The organism is Thermoanaerobacterales bacterium, assembly GCA_030019475.1.
Taxonomy (GTDB): domain Bacteria; phylum Bacillota; class Desulfotomaculia; order Desulfotomaculales; family JASEER01; genus JASEER01.
The window spans coordinates 17803-39071 of the sequence record JASEER010000022.1 but is presented as its reverse complement, the minus strand read 5'-3'; the positions used below and the strand labels follow the sequence as shown (position 1 = coordinate 39071).

Here is a 21269-nt window from a genome sequence, read left to right as displayed (position 1 = left end):
GTAGCCGCAGCCCAGCTTGGTGTCGCGGGAGCCGACGCACTGGATCCAGGCGATCTTCTTCGGTTCCTCGTGGTCCGAGGGCCGCACCAGGTGGCCGGAGAACGGGCCGGAGGCGCTCAGGATACGCTCGAACTCGATGCTGGTGACCACGTTCTTCATGGTCCCGTAGCCGAGCGCCTTGAGGGCGGCGGGCTCGAACTCGTCGAAGCCGGGGGCGAGGATGACCGCACCGACGTCAAAGGTGAGGGTCTTTTCCGTATCATTGAAGTTGATGGCGCCCTTCTGGCAGGCCTTCTCGCAGAGCTTGCAGACCGCTTTGCCGGTTTCCACGCCCTTGGTGAGGTAGAGGCACTTGTCCGGCGCCCAGATGGCGTAGGTCGAGGGCACGGCCTGGGCGTACTTGGGGCCGATGATCTTCATCGTCCCGAGGCCCTCGTTGAAGGGGTCGGGCAGCTTCACCGGACACTTCGCGGCGCAGTCGCCGCAGGCGACGCACTTGTCGGGGTCGACGTAGCGGGGTTTCTGCAGAACGGTCGCTTTGAAGTTCCCGGGCTCGCCGTCCAGGCCGACGAGTTCGGCCATGGTGACCAGCTCAATGTTCGGATGCCGGCCGCATTCCACGAGCTTGGGGGAAAGGATACACATCGAGCAGTCGTTGGTGGGGAAGGTCTTGTCCAGCATGGCCATCGTACCGCCGATGGCCGAGGAGGCTTCGACCAGGTAGACGTAATAGCCGGAATCGGCGAGGTCCAGCGAGGCCTGGACGCCGGCGATACCGCCACCAACCACCATTACCGATCCAATCTTGTTCGGCATAGGCTACACACCCATCCTCCCGTTTGAGCGTCCCGGCAAGCATAAGGCGGCTTGCCGAGCCAGAACTTGGTCTTTACTCGAACGATGAACAAAAACGAAGCGCCATCATCCCCCCTTCAGTCAACCAATTGATCAGCTTACGTCCAATTTTCTGAATCTTGTCCCCAGTATATCGGCCATCCGGTTCACTGTCAATTCTTTTGTCCATGAAAAGGCCTGACCGGGCGCGAACCCAACGGTTACGCCTGGTGGCCGGCCAGGTTCATTCTCTGTTCAAGGGCGGCGGGGACGCCTTCCAGGGCCGGGGCCTCGTATTTTTCCACTTCCCCGGTGTCCTCCAGGACCGCCAGCTGCGGGTCGATCGGCAGGCGCGCCAGCACCGGGAGCCCGGTTTCGGCGGACACGGACTCGATGCGGGACGGGCCGAAGATCTCCAGGTTCTCGCCGCACTTCGGACAGGTCACGTAGCTCATGTTCTCGATCAGTCCGAGGATGGGCAGGCTCATAATGCCGGCCATCTTGATCATTTTCTTGACCACCAGGAGAGATAGTTCCTGGGGCGAGGTGACCATTATCAGCCCGTTGACCGGCAGCGACTGCATAACCGTCAAAGGCGCATCGCCGGTCCCGGGAGGCAGGTCCACGAGCAGGTAGTCCAGCCGGCCCCAGGCGACGTCGGTCCAGAACTGGCGGATGGCACCGGAAATGATGGGGCCGCGCCAGATGATCGGGTCGTCCTCGTTTTCGAGCAGGAAGTTCATCGACATGAGCTTGATGTCAAGGCGGCGGCTGTTCACCGGAAGGATGGATTCCCCCACCCCGGTGGGACGCTCCCGGACGCCGAAGATCTTGGGGATGCTCGGGCCGGTCAGGTCGGCGTCCAGCACGCCCACCTTCTTGCCCTGCCGGGCCAGCGTCACGGCCAGGAGGCCGGTCACCGAGGACTTGCCCACGCCGCCCTTGCCGCTTCCAATGGCGATAACCCGCTTGATTTCGGACAGGTCGTTGGGGGGCAGGACTTCCGGCTTGTCCGACTTGCCGGCCATCGGCAGTTCCTTTTCAGGAGCCAATTAAACGTCACCTCTCCAGTCTTAAAGTACTTCTATTTATTGTGTACGGTCGGAGGACCGTGCATCCCCTTGCGGCGGCCGCCGAAACGGAGGGGCAGCCGGTCAACATCCTCACTGCCGCAAACCGGGCACTTCGCGTCCGCCGTGACTTCGGTAGGCTGGGGTTCCCACTCCGCGCGGCACGCCTCGCACCGCAGGCGCCGGGAAACGTATTCGTAGTGTCCCCCCTCGACCCGGATGGCCCGCCCGTCCACCAGGGCCTGGGTGACCTTCTGCCGGGCGCTGGTCAGGATGCGCTGAAAGGTCGGCCGGGAAATGCCCATCCTTTCGGCGCAGGCCTCCTGCTCCAGGCCTTCGATGTCCTTCAGCCGGAGGGCCTCGACCTCCTCAACGGTCAGGGCCACCTCCTCCAGGCTCCATAGAGGAACACCGGCGGGCTTGAAATAGGTGCAGTGGGGCAGGAACTCGACGCGGCGACATTTGGGGGGACGTCCCATGGCTTTCCTCTCCCTGCGCTTTGATCTTTAATTTGGTAATTTGATTATAAGGAGCAAGCCACCTTTGGTCAACTGCTCGAAAATCCTCGGTTAGAACAGGCCTACTACCCGGCCGTTCTCGTCGATGTCGATCCGGAAGGCCGCCGGGCGCGACGGCAGGCCGGGCATGGTCTGCATCTTCCCGGCCAGGGGGTAGATGAAGCCCGCCCCCGCCGAGACGCGCAGGTCGCGGATCGGGAAGACGTAGTCGGAGGGGACGTTCTTCCAGGTTGGGTCGTGCGAGATCGAGAGGTGGGTCTTGGCCATGCAGATCGGCAGGTTCCCCCAGCCCAGCGCCTCGAACTGCCGGATCTTGCGCTCGGCCAGGGGCTCGTAGTGCACCTCGCGCGCGTTGTAGACCCGGGTGGCCATGATATCGATCTTTTCCTTAATTGAAAGGTCGTCGGGGTAGAGGAAACGGAAGTCGGTCTTCCCTTCGCAGGCCTCCGCGACCGCCCGCGCCAGCTCGACGGCCCCCGCCCCGCCCTCGGCCCAGGCGGTGTGCTGGCACGCCGCGCGCGCGCCGGCCGCCAGGGCGAAGCGCCGTACCGTCTCGACCTCGGAGTCGGTGTCGTGGGTGAAGCGGTTGACGGCCACCACCACGGGCACGCCGTAGTAACCGGCGATGCGGATCATGTGCCCGAGGTTGCGGCAGCCCTCCTCCAGGGCCGGGATGTTTTCACGCAGGAGTTCCTCGGGCAACGGGCGCCCCGGCACGACCTCGCCCGCCCCGCCGTGCATCTTCAGGGCGCGGATGGTGCAGGTGACCACGACGCAGTTCGGGCGCAGCCCTGACTGGCGGCATTTGATATCCATGAACTTCTGCATCCCGAGGTCGGCGCCGAAGCCGCTCTCGGTGACGACGTAGTCGGCCATCCGCAGGGCCATGAGGTCGGCCAGGACCGAGGACTGGCCGTGAGCGATGTTGGCGAAGGGACCGGCGTGGACGATGCAGGGCTGTCCCTCAAGGGTCTGGATCAGGTTCGGCTTGACGGCCTCTTTAAGAATCACGGCCATGGCCCCGGCCCCCTTAAGGTCTTCGGCTGTCACCGGTTCCCCGTCGTAGGTGTAGGCGACAACCATCCGCCCGAGCCGGCGGCGCAGGTCCTGCAGGCTCGTCGCCAGGGCCAGGGCGGCCATGACCTCCGAGGCCACGGTCATTTCAAAACCGGTCTGCCGCGGGTAGCCGTTGGCCCGGCCGCCGAGGCCGATCGTGATCTCCCTCAGAGCGCGGTCGTTGACGTCGATGACCCGCATCCAACTCACGGTCAGCGGGTCGATCCGCAGAGGGTTGGAGTGCAGGATGGAGGCGTCGATCATGGCCGCCAGGAGGTTGTGCGCCTGCCCTACGGCGTGGATGTCGCCGGTGAAGTGCAGGTTTAAGTCCTCCATCGGCACCACCTGGGAGTAACCGCCCCCGGCGGCGCCCCCTTTGATCCCGAAGACCGGCCCCATCGAGGGCTGGCGGATGGTGCAGATCGAGCGGAGTCCTAGGCGCCCCAGGCCCTGGGTGAGACCGATGGTGGTCAGGGTTTTCCCTTCTCCGAGCGGGGTGGGGGTGATGGCCGTGACGTCGATCAGTTTAGCGTTGGGCCTCCGGGGGAGCTTCTCCAGGACGTGAAGGCCTATCTTGGCCTTGTAGCGCCCGTAAAGGTCCAGGTCCTGTTCCTGCAGCCCGGCCCGCTCGGCGATCTCCACGATGGGTTGCAGACGGTGGGCCTGGGCGATTTCAAGGTCAGTTGGGATATGCATTGCGAAAACAGAATACCTCCCCAATGTGATGTGGGAGGTGAGATGTGGGAGGTGAGAGGCTCGAAGGAATTCGCTTTGCGAATTCCTCCTCTGTTCCCACTTCCCACTTCGCACTTCTCACTTCCCACTTCCCAAAAAGAGCCCGGCCATGGACGGCCAGGCTCTCCCGTTTTCCCGTTATTCGTAAAGCCAACAGTCTAGGGTCCGGTCGTACTCGACCAGTTCGTGCGGGCTGAAAAAGAGGCCGATCTCCCGCTCGGCGCTTGCCGGGGAGTCGGAGCCATGGACCACGTTGCGGCCCACGTCCACCCCGTAGGTGCCCCGGATGGTACCGGGCAGTGCTTTGGCGGGATTGGTGGCGCCCATCATCTCCCGGACCCCGGCGATCACGTCCCGGCCCTCGAGGACCATGGCCACCACCGGGCCGGAGGTGATGAACCGGACCAGCCCCTCGAAGAAGGGCTTGCCCCGGTGCTCGCCGTAGTGCCTCTCGGCCAGGGCGCGGTCGATGCGCATCATCTTCAGGGCCACGACCTTAAAGCCCTTGCGCTCGAAGCGCCGCACGACTTCTCCGATGAGGCCCCTCTGCACCCCGTCGGGCTTGACCATCACAAACGTGCGTTCCAATGCTCGAAACCTCCTGAATGTGATATGGGATGTGAGATGTGGGATGTAAGAGGCTCGAAGGAATTCGCTTTGCGAATTCCTCCTCTGTTCCCACTTCCCACTTCCCACTTCTCACTTCCCACTTCTCACTTCGCCCGTGGCCTCCCGCATCAGCTCCTCGAACTCGGTACCCTCGATGGTCTCCTTATCGAAGAGCGTCCCGGCCACTTTGTGCAGCCCGGCCATGTTATCCTTCAGGATCTGCTCGGCATGGCGGTAGCAGGACTCGATGATCTTCTTTACTTCGACGTCGATGGCGTAGGCGACCTCCTCGGAATAGTTGCGGTCGCGGGCCAGGTCGCGCCCCAGGAAGACGGCCTCCTGCTTGCGCCCCAGGGTCAGCGGTCCCAACTCCTCGCTCATCCCGTACTCCATAACCATCCGCCGTGCGATCTCGGTCGCCCGTTCGAGGTCGTTCTGGGCGCCGGTGCTGATGTCCTTCAGGACCAGGGCCTCGGCCACCCGGCCGCCCAGGAGCATGGTGATCTGGTCCATGAGCTGCGACTTGGTGGCGTAGTACCGGTCCTCCTTGGGCAACAGCAGGGTGTACCCGCCGGCGCGCCCCCGCGGGATGATCGAGATCTTGTGCACCGGGTCGTTGTTCGGCAGGAAGTAGCTGACCAGGGCGTGCCCCGCCTCGTGGTACGAGACCAGCTTCTTTTCCTTCTCGCTGATGACCCGGGACTTCTTCTCGGGCCCGGCCACCACCCGCTCAATAGCATTCTCCAGCTCATGCATCCCGATGCGCTTCTTGTTCGCCCGGGCGGCCAGGAGCGCGGCCTCGTTGATCAGGTTGGCCAGATCCGCTCCGGTAAAGCCCGGGGTGCGCCGCGCGAGAACGTCCAGGTCCACGTCGTCCTCCAGCGGCTTGCCCTTGGCGTGGACATCCAGGATCTCCTTGCGGCCCATGATGTCCGGGATGTTGACGACCACCTGGCGGTCGAAACGCCCCGGGCGTAGGAGCGCCGGGTCCAGGATGTCCGGCCGGTTCGTGGCGGCGATGATGATGATGGCCTCGTTCGGCGAGAAGCCGTCCATCTCCACGAGCAACTGGTTTAAGGTCTGCTCACGCTCGTCGTGCCCGCCGCCCAGGCCGGCGCCCCTCTGGCGGCCGACGGCGTCGATCTCGTCGATGAACACGATGCAGGGCGCGTTCTTCTTCGCCTGTTCGAACAGGTCACGGACGCGCGAGGCGCCGACGCCGACGAACATCTCGACGAAGTCCGAGCCGCTGATGGTGAAGAAGGGGACGCCGGCCTCTCCGGCGACGGCCCGCGCCAGCAGGGTTTTACCGGTGCCCGGCGGCCCGTACAGCAGAACGCCCTTCGGGATGCGTGCCCCTATCTCGCTGAACTTCCGCGGGTCTTTCAGGAACTCGACCAGTTCCTGGAGTTCCTCCTTGACCTCGTCCACCCCCGCGACGTCGGCGAAGGTGACCCGTTTCTTATCTTCGGTGTGCAACCGCGCGCGGCTCTTGCCGAAGGACATGACCCGGCTGCCTCCGCCCTGGGTCTGCTGCATTAGGAAGAAGAAGAGCGCCACAAAGATCAGGATGGGGAAGAGGGAGGTGAGCAGAGTGGCCCACCAGCCGGGCTCGGCCGGCTTCTTGTGCTCCTCCGCCACCTTCTTCTCACGAAGCAGGGCGCTCAGGTTCTGGTCCTCCTGGGGCCCCGTCGTCTCGAACTTGGTGCCGTCCTTGAGCGTGCCCGTGATCAGGTTCGTACCCTTGTCGGGCTGGATGACGACGCTCTGCACCTCACCCTGTTGCACAACCGCGTAAAACTGGTCGTAACGCAGCGGTTCGACGTTACTTTCGGAATGCGAGGTGTATTTAATCAGGGCGAGGATGACCAGGACAATCAGCAAATAAATGCTAAGATTCTTGACAATCCTCTGCACTAAAGCCACTCCTTACCACCGGCTAGCTAGTTGGCCCACAACAGAGGTATTTTATCACGTTTTATTACCACTTTCAACGATACACAAACCCTTAAGGCCTGCGTGGCACGGCTTCCCGCGCTTCAAGGATTACAGCGCGCCGGGTTCGGGGGGTCAGCCGGCAGAACTCGGCGGTCCGCAGGCCGGCCACCCAGGCGATACGCCCCTCCCCGTCGACCACCAGGGGGACGGCGTCCCGCGCGCTCCGGGGGACTTTGGCATCGATAAGGAACTTCTTCAATTTGACCGTCCCCCCGCCGGAAGGCGCGAACATGTCCCCCGGACGGCGGGAGCGTACCGTTAAAGGCGGCGCCAGGCGGTCCAGGTCGAGGACCGTCCCCCGTGGCGCGAGAAGCCGCGGGTCGGGCAGGCCGTCCGCCGCCCCGGCCACCGTCGCGGCGATGACCTTGCCGGCCTCCGGGACGGCGGTTTCCCCGGGTACCGCCAGCGGGTAACTGAAGGGCACGGGCCGCTCCCCGCCGCCGCGGCGCAGGACCAGCCGGTCCCCTTCGCGCACCGCCCGGGCGCCCCCCGGCAGCTCCACCCGTCCCCCTCCCCGGGGACGCCGGGCCAGGTCCAGCACCCGCTCCACGTGCTCGAAGGGCAGTTCCGCCCCGCCCGGCAGGGCCTCCCAGGCGCCCCGCACCACCCGGCGTTGCAGGGCCGGCGGCAGTTCAAGCAAGGGCCGGCGTTCCAGGGCCGCGGCCGCATCCTCATCCACCGCGCGCACGACACCGGCCAGCACGCGGCCGGCCTCCGCCTCCAGCAGCGCTTCCTCCTCCCGCAGGACCTCGGCCATGCGGAGCAGGGTGGGCACAAGGTTCGGGTTGTACTCGCGCTCCAGGTACGGGATCAATTCCAGGCGCAGGCGGTTACGCGTATAGACCCGTTTTAGATTGGAGGCGTCCTCCCGGGGAGCGAGGCCGCGCTCCCGGCAGTAGTCCTCGATTGTCCGGCGGCGTTCCGCCAGCAGCGGGCGGACGTAACGCTCCCGCACCGGCGGAATGCCCGCCAGGCCGGCGATACCCGTTCCACGAAGAAAGTTGAACAGGATCGTTTCCGCATGGTCGTCCGCCTGGTGGCCCAGCGCCACCCGCGCGGCCCCGGTCTTCTCCGCCGCCCGCTCGTAAAACCGGTAGCGCATCTCCCGCGCCACGGCCTGCAACGAGCCGCCACGCTCACGCCATGCATCCCGGACGTTGCATTCCTCCAGGACCAGGGGCAGGCCGTACCGGTCCGCCAACCCGGCGACATAGGCGGCGTCGGACGCTGCCTCCCGCCCCCGCAGCAGGTGGTTCAAATGCGCCACCGAGAGTTCGATGCCCAGTTCGCCGCACAACCGGTAGAGGACATCGAGGAGGGCCACCGAGTCCGGCCCCCCCGAGACCCCGACCAGCACGCGCTCCCCCGGCGCAAACATCCTGTAGCGAAGGCAGTAGGCCTTAACCCTGGCTACCAGGTCCAATGCGACCACCCGACCTTATTCTTCCAAAGTTTCCACGCCCGGACCGTTTTCCCCTGCAAATTTCTTAGGAACAGGCAAAAGACCGGACTTTTTCGCCCGGCCTTCTGCTTGTCGGGAGAGAAAGACCGGGTGGTCGACACCCGGTCTACGATAGGAACTTTGTGGCTCAAGGGGCTCTTATCACCTCGTGCCCCGCAGCCGATCGATCCTGCCTACCAGGACCGTCATGTCGTCCGGCGCCAGGCCGCCGGCGGCGTCTTGTGCCTGCAGCAGGATCCGGTCCGCCATCTCCTGGGGCGCCAGCGGCCCCAGGGAGCGGATAAGATCGGTCAGGCGGGCCTCCTTGTCGGCGCCGGGGAGGACGTCCAGCAGACCGTCGGTGACCATGACTATCACGTCCCCTTCCGCAAGCCCCCTGGTAATCGAGGAAACCTCGATGTCCTTCAGTATCCCCGCCGGCGGGGAGGCGCCCCGGATGACGCGCACCGCCCCTCCGCTGAGGATGAAGCTGGGGGGCGCCCCGATCTTGACCAACTCGGCCTGGCCGGAGTAGAGGTCGACGATGGTGATGTCCACGGTGGCGAAGGTCTCGTCGGGGGCGCGCAGGAGCAGGATGGAGTTGACCGTCCGCACGGCCATGTCCTGGCCGAAACCGGACTCAAAAAGCTGTTCCAGCAATGAGATGGTCGTCCCGCTCTCCAGGGCGGCCTGCGGGCCGACGCCCATACCATCGGAAAGCAGCATCGCGAATTTGCCTTCCGGCAGGTCCAGGCAGGAGTACGTGTCCCCCGAAACCTGGCCGCCGTCCTTGCCGACATTGGCCACCCCCGTCTCAACCCTGAAGTGCAGGGCCGGGCGCAGCTTGAAGGTGCACTCCGGGGCCTCCTTCATCTTTGTGCAGGAGGTCATGCTCACAGCGTAGGGTTGGCCCATCACCTTCGAAACCACCGGCGCGACGATGTAACGGCAGGCCAGCTCCCCCCTGCAGGGAGGGCAGCTGATGGTGATCTCCAGCCGTCCGTCCTCGCGCGGGGCGGCCTCCAGCCGGTTGACGGGGACGTCCAGGCGGCTCAGCTTCCGGCGCAGGCGGTTGTCGATCAGCTCGGCGTGCTCGGCCGTCGCGCAGAGTTCGGCGGAGAGGTTCTGCATGATGTTGGCCACACCGCGGAGATGCTCGGCAACCACCTCCCGGCTCTCCACCAGGCGGCGGTACCAGTACTGGTTCACCCGGTAGGTCTCGTAGAGACAACCAAGCCCCACCGCCAGCTCTTTCAGACGCACGCAGCGCTTGCGTATGTCCTCGGGAAGGTCCTCGGGGCGGAGGCGGCCCGTGGCCTCCAGCGCCGGGATGTTGGCGATGAGATGCCTGCGGGTGTGGGGCAGTTCCCTCTGCCAGCAACTCCGGTAGAGCGTGCAGTCGCCGCAGATCCGGTGGCCCACCTCGTGCAGGAGTTCGTCAAGGGACTTCTCCGCCGCCAGCTCGGGAGCAGGGGAAGAGACCTGGGCGAAAGTGCGTGAGAGTTCCGAGAACATGCGCGCCCAGTTGCCGACCCTGGTGCGGACGAGTTCCTTCACCCTCTCGTCCATGCCCCCCCCGAGGGCTCCCGCCGGCAGGAGTTCCCGCAACCGGGACAGCCACCCCCGTGGGAGCAGCGCCAGGACGGCGGCCGCCACGCCGGCCTCGACCAGGGCACCGGCCAGCCCCCGGGGTTCGTTGAGGGAGACGGCGAGGAGGATGCTCCCGAGCAGAAAGCCGACCGCCACGCCCGGGCGGCCGTAACGCCGGCCGACCCCGCCCACAAGGCCCGCAAAAGCGTAAACCCCGGCAACGGCCGGGGCACCCGTGAAGGCGATCCCGGGGATGACGCCGACGACCGCGCCCGCGGCCGCCCCGGCGCCGACGCCGCCCAGCGCGGCCGCCAGCAGGATGGCCAGCTTGCTCAGGACGCCCTTCAGGGTAACCATCTGGTAGGCCAGGTTGCCGGCGCCGGCAATGACCCCGGCGGCGACGACCAGGAGGTAAAACAGCTGCTCCCCCGAGAGCGGCCGGGCACGGCAGGTAAAGGCATGGTAGAAGATATGGGCCAGCCCGCCGGCCAGCAGCCCCTCCAACAGCACGGCCACATAGCTGTAAAGGGTGCCGCCGCCGAAAGCCGCAAAGGAGGTCTTGATTACGATCAGCGGCGCGGCCGTCAGGACGGGGAGCGTCCACCAGGAGGAGGCGGTTTCACGGGATGCCACCCGCAACAGCAGGCCGAGGGCGGCGACGGTCAGGAGTGCCTGGGCGAGGGCCGCGCCGTGGAGGACGGTGGCCTGGCCCAGCAGGGAGGCCGCCACGGCAAGCCAGGCCCGGGGCCCGAAGGCCTGCACGGCTGCTCCCGCGAAGGCCGGCACGAAGGGGCTCAGTTCCCCGAAGAGGATCGCGCGCCCCAGGAAAAACGCGACCAGGCAGAACGCCGGCTTGTACCACTCAAGCACCGGCAGCCGCACTCTCCTCCGGCCTGCCGGCCGGGGGCGCGCCGCCGTCCCGGCCCCTTCCCGGCCACCCCTCGCTCTTGGCAAGACGCCTGCCCACTCAGCCAAAGCTTTTCCACTCCTTCTTACCTTACGCTCACCAGTTTTTACCATTATAGTAAGGAGAGGGGAAAAGCCCTGTCGCATTTAGTCCCGGGCCAGGGATTTTGTTTCGACATCCCGGGCCACGGCAAGGGCCAACCCGTGCAGGATGTCGGTCTGGCACACATACATCACCGCTCGCCCCAGGCCGCGCATGGCGGCGAGGGCGATCATCGCCCCGGCGGGAATAATGTCGGCGCGCTCCGGCTGCAACCCGGGCATCCGCCGGCGCTCCTCCAGCAGCGTCGCCTGCAGCGCCGCGAGCAGGCGCTCCACCTCGGACACGTGAAGCGGGTACCCGTGGACCCGGCCGGGGTCATAACGGCGCAGGCCCTGCGCCATGGCCGCCAGGGTGGTCACCGTTCCCCCCATGCCCACCAGTTTCCGGGGCGCACCCTGCCCGCTTTCTCTTAAAGCGTCAACGGCCGGCTTCAGGAGTTCCCGGACGTCATTCATGGTGGAAGACCTCTCGGTCATCCGCACCGCTCCGACGGGCAGGCTCAGGTACCGCAGCCGGCCCTCCCCGTCCTCCCAGGCGAACTCGGTGCTCCCCCCGCCGATGTCCATGGTCACCACCGGCCCCGATATCCGGCCGGAGAGCCCCCAGACCGCCCCCCGGTAGCCGAGGAGCGCTTCCTCCTCCCCCGTCAGGACCCGCAGTGCAAGGCCGGTCTCCTTCCGGACCAGCCCGGCGAATTCCTCGCGGTTTGCCGCCTCCCGCACGGCGGCGGTCCCGGCCAGCACGGCGCGCGCCGCTCCGGCGGCGCGCATTCTGGCGGCTAACTCCCCGACCGCCCGCACCGTGCGGGCCATGGCCTCCGGGCGGAGCAGCCCGTCCGGGCCCTCCCCCAGCCGCGTCGTCCTGAGGTCCCGCTCCAGTTCCTTAATTTCACGTCCTGTAACCTCGGCCACCAGCAGCCGTACCGAGTTGGTTCCGATGTCGACGACTCCGACGCGCACCAGGTTGACCTCCCTGCCTGTAAAATCTAAGTAAAAACTGCTGTTCCAACCCGCAAAGCCTTGACGGGGAAGCTTTTCTCGGCTATAGATTCATGTATGGTTTCTTTAATATATAACCAGTCAAGGAGGGCCTTTCGCTTGAAACTTCGTCTCGGCCTCCCCAAGGGGAGCCTGCAGGAGGCCACCTTCCAACTCTTTCGCAAGGCCGGTTACAAGATCACCGTCAACGGCCGGTCCTATTACCCGACGATCGACGACCCGGAAATCGAGCCGGTCCTGATGCGCGCCCAGGAGATCCCGCGCTACGTGCACCAGGGGGTCATGGACGCCGGCCTCTCGGGGCTGGACTGGATCAAGGAGAACGAGGCCGACGTGGTCGAGGTCGCCGACCTGGTCTACGCCAAGCAGTCCCAGCGCCCGGTGCGCCTCGTCCTGGCCGTCGCCAACGACAGCCCCATCCAGAGCGTGGCCGACCTGCAGGGGAAGCGCATCGCCACCGAGCTGGTCCGGGTCACCCAGCGCTACCTGGAAGAGCGCGGCGTCAAGGCGGCCATCGAATACTCCTACGGGGCGACCGAGGTTAAGGTGCCCGAACTCGTCGACGCCATCGCCGACCTGACCGAGACCGGGAGTTCCCTGCGCGCCAACAACCTGCGCATCATCGAAACCATCCTGGAGTCCACCACTAAGCTGCACGCCAACCCCGCGGCCTGGGAAGACCCCTGGAAGCGCCGGAAGCTTCAGAACCTCGCCATGCTGCTCCTCGGCGCCCTGCGCGCCGAGAGCCGGGTCGGCCTGAAGATGAACGTCCCGGGAGACCGGGTAAACGCCGTGCTCGAGATGCTCCCCGCGATGAAGCACCCGACGATCTCCCAGCTCTACAACAGCGACTGGGTGGCGGTGGAGACCATCCTCTCCGAGACCCAGGCCCGGGACCTGATCCCGGCCCTGAAGCGCGCCGGGGCGCAGGATATCATCGAGTACCCGCTGAACAAGGTGATCCCCTAAAGCCGCCCAAGAAGGAAAGCCCGGCCCATCCTCGCCCTTAGCTTAGCAGTTCAGCCGAGCCTGTTCGAACCAGAAAGGCCTCTCGGGTCCTACCCCAGAGGCCTTTGATCTTGCGCCGGCCGCCGTCGGCGCCCGAACAGGCGGGGGATCCTGTAAAACAGGAGATCCACCACGCCCAGGGCCAGCACCCCGAGCGCAAACCCCGCCGCCCGCCGTATCCGGGCGCGCCATCCGTCACGCTTGATGCTTGAGCCTTTGTCCGCCATCACGCCTCAACTCCGGAAGCGAGTATTCTCCATCCGAGGATATAATTCCTCCCCCGGGTTCAGGAAATACCTTCCGGCAGCCGGGCGGGCGGCCGAGCCGATCCGCAATATACCAGGCCGGCTAGTCCCTGATGCTCGTGTCCAGCGGCCTTTCTTGCGGGGAGGCCGGGGCCGGGTGTGAGGCGTCCGGCGACGCCTGGCCCTGGGGCAGGGGCACCACCCTGGTCTCGCCGGGCTTCACGAGGCCCAGCCGTTCCCGCGCCACCTGCTCGATATAGCCGTCCGATTGCAGGACGTGCAGGCGCTCCCAAAGGCCCTGGTTCTTAGTCTGCAGTTCCTCAACGCGCGCCTGCATCTCGGCCACCGACTCCTGCATCGCCCAGAGACGGTTCATCTGGAAGACGAGGGAAAAGCCCAGATAAAACAGCAGGATAGCGAGGAACAGGAGCGGCAGGCGGCTCCTGGTCGGATTAAACCTCTTCCGTGGCCGTGCCGTTCCGGCCGTCTGCATCTTCTCCATCAGCCTCCTCCTCGTCGGGGATGCCGAGGGCCTCGCCGGGAATGATAATTACCACCCGGTAGCCCTTGGCCCGGGCGCGGTTGTAAAGCGTAGCCACCGTGCTCGCCGCCAGGTTCAGTCTGCGCGCGACCGACTCGTTGCTGTGGCCCGTTTCTTTCAGGACTACCACCTGGCGCTCGCGGAGGCTCAGGCGTTCGGCGCCCCGGATCTCGATCTGCATCTTCCGTTATTCCCCGTTTATGTCCACAAGCTGTGTACAAATTGACTACAGATATAGCACAGTTTCTACGCCCGGGGGGATTCTCCTGCCGGGGGCGGTCATAAAAAATCCGGGGTGCCGTTGTAATGCACCCCGGCGGTGATGAGTTCACACATCCCCCGCGCTGTCATCCTCCGGCGGGGGAGCGGCCCGGCGCCGGCGGAACAGGCGGCGGACGATCCGCCGGCCGGGCCAGGCCAGGCCGCCATACAGCATGCCGAAGGGGCGGCCCGCCAGGCGGCACGCCCTGCCCCCACCGCGCAACAGGCGCCGCCAGAACCGGTAGCCCCTGGCCCCCAGCAGGCGCCGGTAACCGGCATACCCCAGGGCCATCCCCAGGAGGATGTACCAGCGGACGTCCCCGGCGTTGCCCACGATCAGCAGGGCGAAGACAAGGACGGTCAAGACCGCCCAGAAGAGGATATCGCCGACCCCTACTCCCCATCTTGGAACACGCAGCCCGGTCCAGACGGCGGTGTACAGGTCGTAGAACAAGGCCGCCGCGGCACCGATGACGATGGCCCAGAGAAAAGCGCCCACCTGGCCGTCGAGAAGGGAAATCATCCGGGCGCTCCCTTACTTTAAGATCCGGTTCAACACGCCCCGGGCACGCTGACGGCCGCCGCGCTTCCCGCCGTCCTGGTACTGGATGCTCGTCAGGTGCCCCTCGACGACCAGCGTGCCCTCGTCGAGGTTGAGCTGGGTGATGTGCAGGCCCTCGCCGACCAGGAGGATGAACCCCATGGCCGTCTCGACGATGATCTCGGTGTCGGTGAAGCTCTCCACATGGGAGACGCCCGTCACCCGCAGCTCCTTGCGCTCCAGCAGTTCCAAACGATGCCGGACCTCCGCGTCCATGCCCCATGACACCCCCAAGAACCAGGGTTATTAGAATGGATATGCTCCCCTCCAATGGGTGATGTCAGGTAAAGGGCGGCCCGGCAAAAAGAAAACGGCCGACTTTCGCCGGCCGGAGGATCGTGCTCTCCTCAGGTGAAACTATTCCGATATTCGTTCGTCCGCGATCAGGCGGTACATACCGGAAGCATCCTTCGCTGGCACGCTTTCCTCCACGGCCAGCACCTCGACCTTGATAAGGCGGGACCCAAGCCGTAAAGCCAGAACATCACCCGGTCGTACCAATGCTCCGGCCTTGGCCACCCTACCGTTCAGGGTCACCAGCCCCCGGTCGCAAGCCTCATTAGCCAGGGTACGCCGCTTGATCAAGCGGGAGACTTTCAGGAATTTATCTAACCGCACCGTGCGGGTTATTTGCTGACGGCATCCCGTAGGGCCTTGCCGGCCTTAAACACCGGCACCCTGGTCGCGGCGATCTCGATCTCCTCGCCGGTCTGCGGGTTTCTGCCCTTGCGCGCAGCGCGTTCGCGGATCTCGAAGGTGCCGAAACCGACCAGCTGAACCTTGTCGTTCTTGGCCAGGGCCTCACCGACGCTGTCAAGGACGGCGGCCAGGCATTTCTCGACGTCTTTCTTGGTCAGGTCTGTTTTCTCGGCAACACTCGCCACCAGCTCCGCTTTGTTCACGGTAATCCCTCCTGGTTTGATATTTTCAGTGGGGTTAATTATTCTGTGGATCGGGCCTTTTTCCTGCCCCTAAGAAAAGTTTTCCGCGGATTTTTCTAGATTTTTTGCTTCATCCCACCAGCGGTCCATCTCCTCCAGGTCGACGTCTCCCAGCCGGCGGCCCGACTGGCGTATGCGCTCTTCGATATGGTTGAAGCGCCTGATAAATTTGTCGACCGTCCTCCCCAGGGCCTCCTCGGCGTCCAGGCCGCGGAGGCGCGCCAGGTTTACGGCGGCGAACAGGAGGTCACCCAGTTCCTCCGCCAGGCGGCCCCGGTCGTCCCCGGCCAGGGCTTCCCGCACCTCGGCCAACTCCTCTTCCACCTTCGCCAGGGCCCCACGATAATCGGGCCAGTCAAAACCGATCCGGGCCACCTTGGCCTGCACCTGGTCCGCCCGCAGCAGGGCGGGCAGGTTGCGGGGCACTCCCGCCAGGCAGGACACCCGGCCCTGCTTCTCGCCTTGCTTAATGCGCTCCCAGTTCGCCAGGACCTCGGCCGCATCCTTCACCTTGGCCTCCCCGAAGACGTGGGGGTGGCGGTGGATCATCTTGCGGCAAATGGCGGAAATGACATCACCGATGTCGAACTCCCCGTTCTCCCGCGCGATCCGGGCATGGAAGACGATCTGCAGTAACAAGTCTCCCAATTCCTCGCAAAGACTATGCATATCGCCTTGCTCCACGGCTTCGACCACTTCGTAAGTTTCTTCTATCAGGTAGCGACGCAGGCTTTCGTGGGTCTGCTCCCGGTCCCAGGGGCACCCGTTTTCGGCCCGCAGGGCGGCCATGATGGCCACCAGGTCATCCATGGCATAGCAAGTCCCGGCGGGCACCGGCGGCAGGTAGACGGAAGTCAGGTGGTCGATCCAGGACAGCCTGTCCAGTTCATAAAGGGGTACGGACGCCACCCTTTCCTCTCCTTCCACCCCGGCCGCGCGCACCACCGTCACCGGGTGGTCGTCGGGGTAGTAGTCCATGAGGCGGATCTTCGCCTCCCCCGCCACCATCCGGCTGTGGACCTGAATGAGGACGTTGGGCGCCTTCACCAGCGGGCGCATCCGGTCCGGGGCAAGGGCGTCCAGGATGTTGAGCCCGTCCGCCGGGTCGAGGCGCAGGGTGGCGAAAACGGCATCCAGGAAGGACGGCGCCGCCAGCAGACGAATCTCAAGCCCTCTCTCCCGGGCACCATCGATGATGAGGCGCGAGGCATCCTCCGCGACCAACGGATGGCCGGGGGTGGCATAGACCAGCGGGCCGTCCGCGGCGGCATCCAGCACGTCCCCGGCGATGCGGCGGTAGACGGCGGCGAAGTCCGCTTCCTCCTCGTAAAAGGAGTCGAAGGAGTGATACGCCACCCCCTCGGCCGCCAGCCATTCAACCACCGGGTGCCGCGCCGTCCGCAGGTACACCCGCGGGTCCGCCCCCCGCAGGGCTTCCCAAACTCCCAGGGGGAGCGCCTCCCTGGCCCCCGGGCCCAACCCCGCCAGGGTGATCGCGATGGGCAACCGTCACACCTCCAAAAAAGAATGGCCTTACGGCCATTTTAAACGGATTGACCTGATCTTAGATTGCCATAATTCACACGGCATGGCAAACCATTTTCGCTCCATCCCTTCGAATCCGACGCCCGACGCCTGACGACCGACGACCGTCCTACTGCTCCATCTGTTTGGCCAGGAAGCCCGCGGCGGTCTCGGCCAGTTTCAGCTCCAACTGGCCCATCTTGATGTTCGGCTCCTTGGAGATGAGCATCACGGCGCCGATCGGGTCGCCCTCGGCGATGATCGGGGCGATGACCTCGGCCGTGTAGCGGCACTCACCGTTGTCGACCGCCAGGCACTCCTTGCAGAGGGCGTCTTCGCCCGGGGCATTGATGATCACCGGTTTGCGGTCCTCCATGACCTTTTCCACGGCCGGGCCGACAGGTTTGTTCAGGAACTCCTTCTTGGGGGCGCCCGAGACGGCGATGATCGCGTCCCGGTCGGCGATGCAGGCGATATGTCCGGTAGCCTCATAGAGGGAATCGGCGTATTCCTTGGCGAAATCCCCGAGTTCCCCGATCGGCGAGTACTTCTTCAGGATCACCTCGCCGTCCCGGTCCACGAAGATCTCCAGGGGGTCGCCTTCTCTGATGCGAAGCGTGCGGCGAATTTCCTTCGGGATGACCACCCGTCCCAGGTCATCAATGCGGCGTACAATGCCCGTTGCCTTCATTGACTTCCGTCCCTCCTTTTCTACATAGGATTGTGCGTTCTTCCTGCGAATAGTATACAGCCGGTCATTTTGGTTTATTCATTTTTTTCCAGGCATTCGAAGAATCCCTCGACTTCACGCAGCACACCCTCGGGTTCGAGGCGCGGGGGCACCCGCAGCCGGATCTCGAACTGGTCCTCGTCCTCCTTGAAGCGCAAGCGCCCCGGGTATTCACGGGTGGCGGCCACCAGCCTTTCCCCGGTCAGGGCGTGCTCGGGGGCCAGGACGAAGCGGAGGAACCAGTCCTGGCGGTTGACGGCCTTGATGCCGAGCCGCCGTGCCCGCGCCCGGATGCGGGCCACGGCCAGGAGGTTGGCCACCGGCGCCGGCGGCCGCCCGAAGCGGTCCTGCAATTCGGCCGCCAGGTCATCCACCGCCGCGGGGTCCTTGACCCCGGCCAGAAGATGGTAGAGGCGCACCTTCTCCTCGGCGTCCTGAATGTAGTCGTCGGGCAGGAAGGCGGTCACCGGCAGCTCGACGACCGTGTCGACCTCCGGCACCGGGGCTTCACCCTTGAGTTCGCGAACCGCCTCCTCCAGCAGGCGGCAGTACATCTCAAAGCCGACCACCGAAATGTGCCCGTGCTGCTCGGTGCCGAGGAGGTTGCCCGCGCCGCGGATCTCCAGGTCCCGCTTCGCCAGGCGGTACCCGCTGCCGAAGTCGGTGAAGTCGCGGACGGCGGCCAGGCGTTTCTCGGCCGCCTCGGCCAGGATCCGCTCCCGGCGGAAAGTCAGGTAGGCGTAAGCCAGGCGGTTGGAACGGCCGACACGGCCCCGCAGCTGGTAAAGCTGGGCCAGGCCGAGCTGGTCGCTGTCCTTGACGATCAGGGTGTTGACGTTCGGGATGTCAAGCCCGGACTCAATAATGGTCGTGCAGACCAGGATGTCGTATTCGCCGTTGTTAAAGTCGACCATGACCTGCTCCAGGTCGTCCTCGCGCATCTGGCCGTGGGCCATCGCCACCCGCGCCTCGGGCACCAGATCCTGCACCCAGCCCGCCACCCGGTCCAGTTCCATGACACGGTTGTGCACGAAATATACCTGGCCGCCCCGCCCCAGCTCGCGGACGACGGCCTCCCGGATGATGACCGGGTCCTCCTCCAGGACGTAGGTCTGTACCGGGAAACGGTCCCGGGGCGGGGTCTCGAGGACGCTGGTGTCCCGGATGCCGATGAGGGACATGTAGAGAGTGCGCGGGATGGGGGTCGCCGTAAGGGTCAGGACGTCCACCCGGGGGTAGAGGATCTTCAGCCTTTCCTTGTGCAGCACCCCGAAACGCTGTTCCTCGTCCACGACGACCAGCCCGAGGTCTTTGAACGTGACGTCATCCTGGACCAGGCGGTGCGTCCCGATGACGATGTCGATGCTCCCGCGGGACAGGCCGGTGAGGACCTCGCGCTGCTCCCGCGGGGACCTGAAGCGGCTCAGCACGTCGATCTTGACCGGATAGCCCGTGAAACGCTCGCGGAAGGTATTGTAATGCTGCTGGGCCAGAACGGTGGTCGGGACCAGGACGGCGACCTGTTTGCCCGCCGTCACCGCCTTGAAGGCGGCGCGCATGGCGACCTCGGTCTTCCCGTAGCCCACGTCCCCGCACAGCAGGCGGTCCATGGGCCGCGGCCGTTCCATGTCCTTCTTGATCTCCGCGATGGCCCGGATCTGGTCGGGGGTTTCCTGGTAGGGGAAGGCCTGCTCGAACTCGCCCTGCCAGGGGGTGTCGGACGGGAAGGCGAACCCTGCCAGCGACTGGCGTGCGGCGTAGAGGTTGACCAGGTCCTGCGCCATCTCGCGCACGGCCTCGCGCACCCGCCTCTTGGCGCGGGCCCAGTCGGTGCCGCCGAGGCGCGAGAGGCGGGGAACCTCGCCCTCGGCCCCGATGTACTTCTGGACCATCCCCAGCTGGTCGGTGGGAACGTAAAGCTTGTCTTCGCCAGCGTACTTGACCTGCAGGTACTCCCGCTTGACCCCGCCGATCTCCAGCAGGGTGATGCCCAGGTAGCGCCCGATGCCGTGGTTGACATGGACGACGTAGTCCCCCGGGTTCAGGTCCAGTTCGGCGAGGGTCCGGGTTTCCTTGCGGTAGGGCTTTTGCCGGTCATAGAGGCGCTTCCCGTAGATTTCCGGCTCGGTGAAGACGGCCAGCCGGGCATCGGGCACCTCAAAGCCCTGAGAGAGTTTACCGGCGTTGACGGCCACGTTCCCGGGAACCAGTTCCGAAAGGTCGGCGCTCTCGAAGGCGTCCACCCCGCTGCGGCGCAGGGCGGTGACGAGCTTTTTGGCGCGTTCCGCGCTCCCGGCCAGCAATCCCACGGCGTAGCCCCGGTGGCGCCAGGACTGGATGTCCCCTACCAGCGCATCCGCCCGGCCCAGGGTCCCCGGCAGCCCCTTGACGAGGAAGTGGAACGTGCGCCCGGGTGGGGGAAAGGCGGCCACCCTGGGGAGAAAGGTGGCGTAAACCAGGGGCAGGGCGGTGATCCCCTGCATTATTTCCGGCCAGGACAGGTAGGCCCGGTACTGGCGGGGCAGGGCGCGCCCCTGTTCGAGCAGGGAACCGTACCCCTGGACGCGCTGCTGTTCGAAGCGCTGTCCCACCTCCGCCATGCGGTCCGGTTCCGCTACCAGAGCCATAGTCCCCGGCGGGAGATAAGCGAAGAAAGACACCGCCTCGGGGTAGAAGTAGTCCAGGAATTCCTCGATCCCGGGAAAATACTGCCGCTGTTCCATCCGGGCGAGGACTTCGGGCAAATGCTCGCCGAGGTAGGCGGCGTCCTGCTCGCGGCCTGCGCCCTTCAGCTTCTTCAGCAGGGCGGCGCCGTCCTGTTCCAGGGCCCGCCGCGCGGATTCCCACCGCCCGTGATCAAGGACAACGACCTCGTGCAGGGGAGCCACCGGCACCTCTTCGACCTCGGACTCCGAACGCTGGGTCTCGGGATCGAAGAGGCGCATGGAGACGATCTCATCGCCCCAGAACTCGAGGCGCACCGGCTGGGCGGCGGTGGAGGGAAAGACGTCGAGGATGCCGCCCCGGGAGGCGAACTGGCCCTCCCCCTCCACCCGCGCCACGGCCTCGTAGCCCAGCGTCACCAGGCGCAGGCGCAGGTCCTCGGGGTCCGCCTCGGCGCCGCGGCGCAAGGAGAAAACGCTCTCCCGTAGCGCAGCGGGGGGCGGGAGCCGCCGGGCCAGGCCTTCCACCGGGGCCACCACGACCGGGTTCAGCCCGCGGCTCAAGGCCTCCAGGGCGCGCAGGCGGGGAACAATGATGTGTCTGCTGTAGGCGAGAACCTGTACTGGGAGTATTTCCCATGAAGGAAGCAAAAAGACCCCCCTGTCGGGGAGCAAGTGCCCGAGGTTCTCGGCAATCTGCAACGCTTCTTTTTCGCCCGGCGTGACCACCAGGAGCGGCTTGTCCCGCCGCCCCAGGACGGCTCCGAGGAGGGCCTGGTGACTCCCGCCGGCGCCGTGGACGTGGTCGCGCACCGGCGCCCGGCCGGCCGGTTCCCCCAGACCCTTCAAGGCCGGTACGGCCGCGATCAAATCAACAAGAAAACGCATCCCTTTCGC

The 21269-nt window shown here is 65.6% G+C and carries 20 protein-coding genes; 1 reads left to right on the top strand and 19 read right to left on the bottom strand.

All coding sequences use genetic code 11. The features are described from left to right. The 9 genes from QMC81_07350 to QMC81_07310 form a co-directional block, all read right to left on the bottom strand. On the bottom strand, positions 1-816 hold an 816-nt coding region (locus QMC81_07350; protein MDI6907283.1), incomplete at its 3' end, for an FAD-dependent oxidoreductase. A gap of 239 nt (positions 817-1055) precedes the next feature. Further along, entirely contained in the window at positions 1056-1886 is an 831-nt protein-coding gene (locus QMC81_07345) for an Mrp/NBP35 family ATP-binding protein (protein MDI6907282.1), read from the bottom strand. A gap of 32 nt (positions 1887-1918) precedes the next feature. Continuing rightward, positions 1919-2383, bottom strand: a complete 465-nt coding sequence (locus tag QMC81_07340) for a DUF134 domain-containing protein (protein ID MDI6907281.1) — start codon at positions 2381-2383, stop codon at positions 1919-1921. Positions 2384-2473: 90 nt separating this feature from the next. Then, positions 2474-4168: a formate--tetrahydrofolate ligase gene (locus QMC81_07335; protein MDI6907280.1), complete on the bottom strand. Its 1695-nt coding sequence runs from the start codon at positions 4166-4168 to the stop codon at positions 2474-2476. 183 nt (positions 4169-4351) lie between these two features. After that, positions 4352-4801 (bottom strand): nucleoside-diphosphate kinase, encoded by a 450-nt coding sequence (ndk, locus tag QMC81_07330; protein MDI6907279.1) that lies wholly within the window; start codon positions 4799-4801, stop codon positions 4352-4354. A gap of 111 nt (positions 4802-4912) precedes the next feature. Next, a complete protein-coding gene (gene ftsH, locus QMC81_07325) occupies positions 4913-6739 on the bottom strand; it encodes an ATP-dependent zinc metalloprotease FtsH (protein MDI6907278.1) in 1827 nt (608 codons plus the stop codon). Between the two features lie 91 nt (positions 6740-6830). After that, the gene (tilS, locus tag QMC81_07320; protein ID MDI6907277.1) at positions 6831-8252 is read right to left on the bottom strand and encodes a tRNA lysidine(34) synthetase TilS; all 1422 of its coding nucleotides are present in this window, start codon (positions 8250-8252) and stop codon (positions 6831-6833) included. Between the two features lie 171 nt (positions 8253-8423). Then, positions 8424-10826, bottom strand: a complete 2403-nt coding sequence (gene spoIIE / locus QMC81_07315) for a stage II sporulation protein E (GenBank protein MDI6907276.1) — start codon at positions 10824-10826, stop codon at positions 8424-8426. Positions 10827-10904: 78 nt separating this feature from the next. Next, positions 10905-11819: a hypothetical protein gene (locus QMC81_07310; protein ID MDI6907275.1), complete on the bottom strand. Its 915-nt coding sequence runs from the start codon at positions 11817-11819 to the stop codon at positions 10905-10907. A gap of 138 nt (positions 11820-11957) precedes the next feature. Between QMC81_07310 and hisG the strand changes: the two genes are divergently transcribed. Then, positions 11958-12827, top strand: a complete 870-nt coding sequence (gene hisG, locus QMC81_07305; GenBank protein MDI6907274.1) for an ATP phosphoribosyltransferase — start codon at positions 11958-11960, stop codon at positions 12825-12827. A gap of 89 nt (positions 12828-12916) precedes the next feature. On the opposite strand, the gene QMC81_07300 is transcribed toward hisG, so the two are convergent. From QMC81_07300 to mfd, 10 genes are all read right to left on the bottom strand, one after another. Continuing rightward, the gene (locus QMC81_07300) at positions 12917-13093 is read right to left on the bottom strand and encodes a hypothetical protein (GenBank protein MDI6907273.1); all 177 of its coding nucleotides are present in this window, start codon (positions 13091-13093) and stop codon (positions 12917-12919) included. 121 nt (positions 13094-13214) lie between these two features. Then, positions 13215-13613: a septum formation initiator family protein gene (locus QMC81_07295; protein ID MDI6907272.1), complete on the bottom strand. Its 399-nt coding sequence runs from the start codon at positions 13611-13613 to the stop codon at positions 13215-13217. Next, entirely contained in the window at positions 13564-13833 is a 270-nt protein-coding gene (locus QMC81_07290; protein ID MDI6907271.1) for a sigma factor-like helix-turn-helix DNA-binding protein, read from the bottom strand. Before QMC81_07290 ends, QMC81_07295 begins: the two co-directional genes overlap by 50 nt. A 147-nt stretch (positions 13834-13980) precedes the next feature. Continuing rightward, positions 13981-14436 (bottom strand): spore cortex biosynthesis protein YabQ, encoded by a 456-nt coding sequence (locus QMC81_07285; GenBank protein MDI6907270.1) that lies wholly within the window; start codon positions 14434-14436, stop codon positions 13981-13983. A 12-nt stretch (positions 14437-14448) separates the two neighbouring features. Then, positions 14449-14730: a sporulation protein YabP gene (gene yabP / locus QMC81_07280; GenBank protein ID MDI6907269.1), complete on the bottom strand. Its 282-nt coding sequence runs from the start codon at positions 14728-14730 to the stop codon at positions 14449-14451. A gap of 141 nt (positions 14731-14871) precedes the next feature. Beyond that, complete coding sequence (locus tag QMC81_07275) at positions 14872-15132, bottom strand: RNA-binding S4 domain-containing protein (protein MDI6907268.1); 261 nt, start codon at positions 15130-15132, stop codon at positions 14872-14874. 8 nt (positions 15133-15140) lie between these two features. Beyond that, the gene (locus QMC81_07270; GenBank protein ID MDI6907267.1) at positions 15141-15416 is read right to left on the bottom strand and encodes an HU family DNA-binding protein; all 276 of its coding nucleotides are present in this window, start codon (positions 15414-15416) and stop codon (positions 15141-15143) included. 69 nt (positions 15417-15485) lie between these two features. After that, on the bottom strand, positions 15486-16961 hold the full coding sequence (gene mazG / locus QMC81_07265) for a nucleoside triphosphate pyrophosphohydrolase (GenBank protein ID MDI6907266.1): 1476 nt from the start codon (positions 16959-16961) through the stop codon (positions 15486-15488). A gap of 148 nt (positions 16962-17109) precedes the next feature. After that, positions 17110-17670: a stage V sporulation protein T gene (gene spoVT, locus QMC81_07260; protein MDI6907265.1), complete on the bottom strand. Its 561-nt coding sequence runs from the start codon at positions 17668-17670 to the stop codon at positions 17110-17112. Between the two features lie 74 nt (positions 17671-17744). Continuing rightward, on the bottom strand, positions 17745-21260 hold the full coding sequence (gene mfd, locus QMC81_07255) for a transcription-repair coupling factor (protein ID MDI6907264.1): 3516 nt from the start codon (positions 21258-21260) through the stop codon (positions 17745-17747). Positions 21261-21269 lie beyond the last annotated feature (9 nt).

What these genes read in the sequence shown, in the direction of transcription:
- QMC81_07340 (MDI6907281.1), bottom strand. Translation starts at nt 2,383, where the DNA reads ATGGGACGTCCCCCCAAATGTCGCCGCGTCGAGTTCCTGCCCCACTGC.
- QMC81_07300 (MDI6907273.1), bottom strand. Translation starts at nt 13,093, where the DNA reads ATGGCGGACAAAGGCTCAAGCATCAAGCGTGACGGATGGCGCGCCCGG.
- QMC81_07295 (MDI6907272.1), bottom strand. Translation starts at nt 13,613, where the DNA reads ATGGAGAAGATGCAGACGGCCGGAACGGCACGGCCACGGAAGAGGTTT.
- QMC81_07290 (MDI6907271.1), bottom strand. Translation starts at nt 13,833, where the DNA reads ATGCAGATCGAGATCCGGGGCGCCGAACGCCTGAGCCTCCGCGAGCGC.
- QMC81_07285 (MDI6907270.1), bottom strand. Translation starts at nt 14,436, where the DNA reads ATGATTTCCCTTCTCGACGGCCAGGTGGGCGCTTTTCTCTGGGCCATC.
- yabP (MDI6907269.1), bottom strand. Translation starts at nt 14,730, where the DNA reads ATGGACGCGGAGGTCCGGCATCGTTTGGAACTGCTGGAGCGCAAGGAG.
- spoVT (MDI6907265.1), bottom strand. Translation starts at nt 17,670, where the DNA reads ATGAAGGCAACGGGCATTGTACGCCGCATTGATGACCTGGGACGGGTG.
- mfd (MDI6907264.1), bottom strand. Translation starts at nt 21,260, where the DNA reads ATGCGTTTTCTTGTTGATTTGATCGCGGCCGTACCGGCCTTGAAGGGT.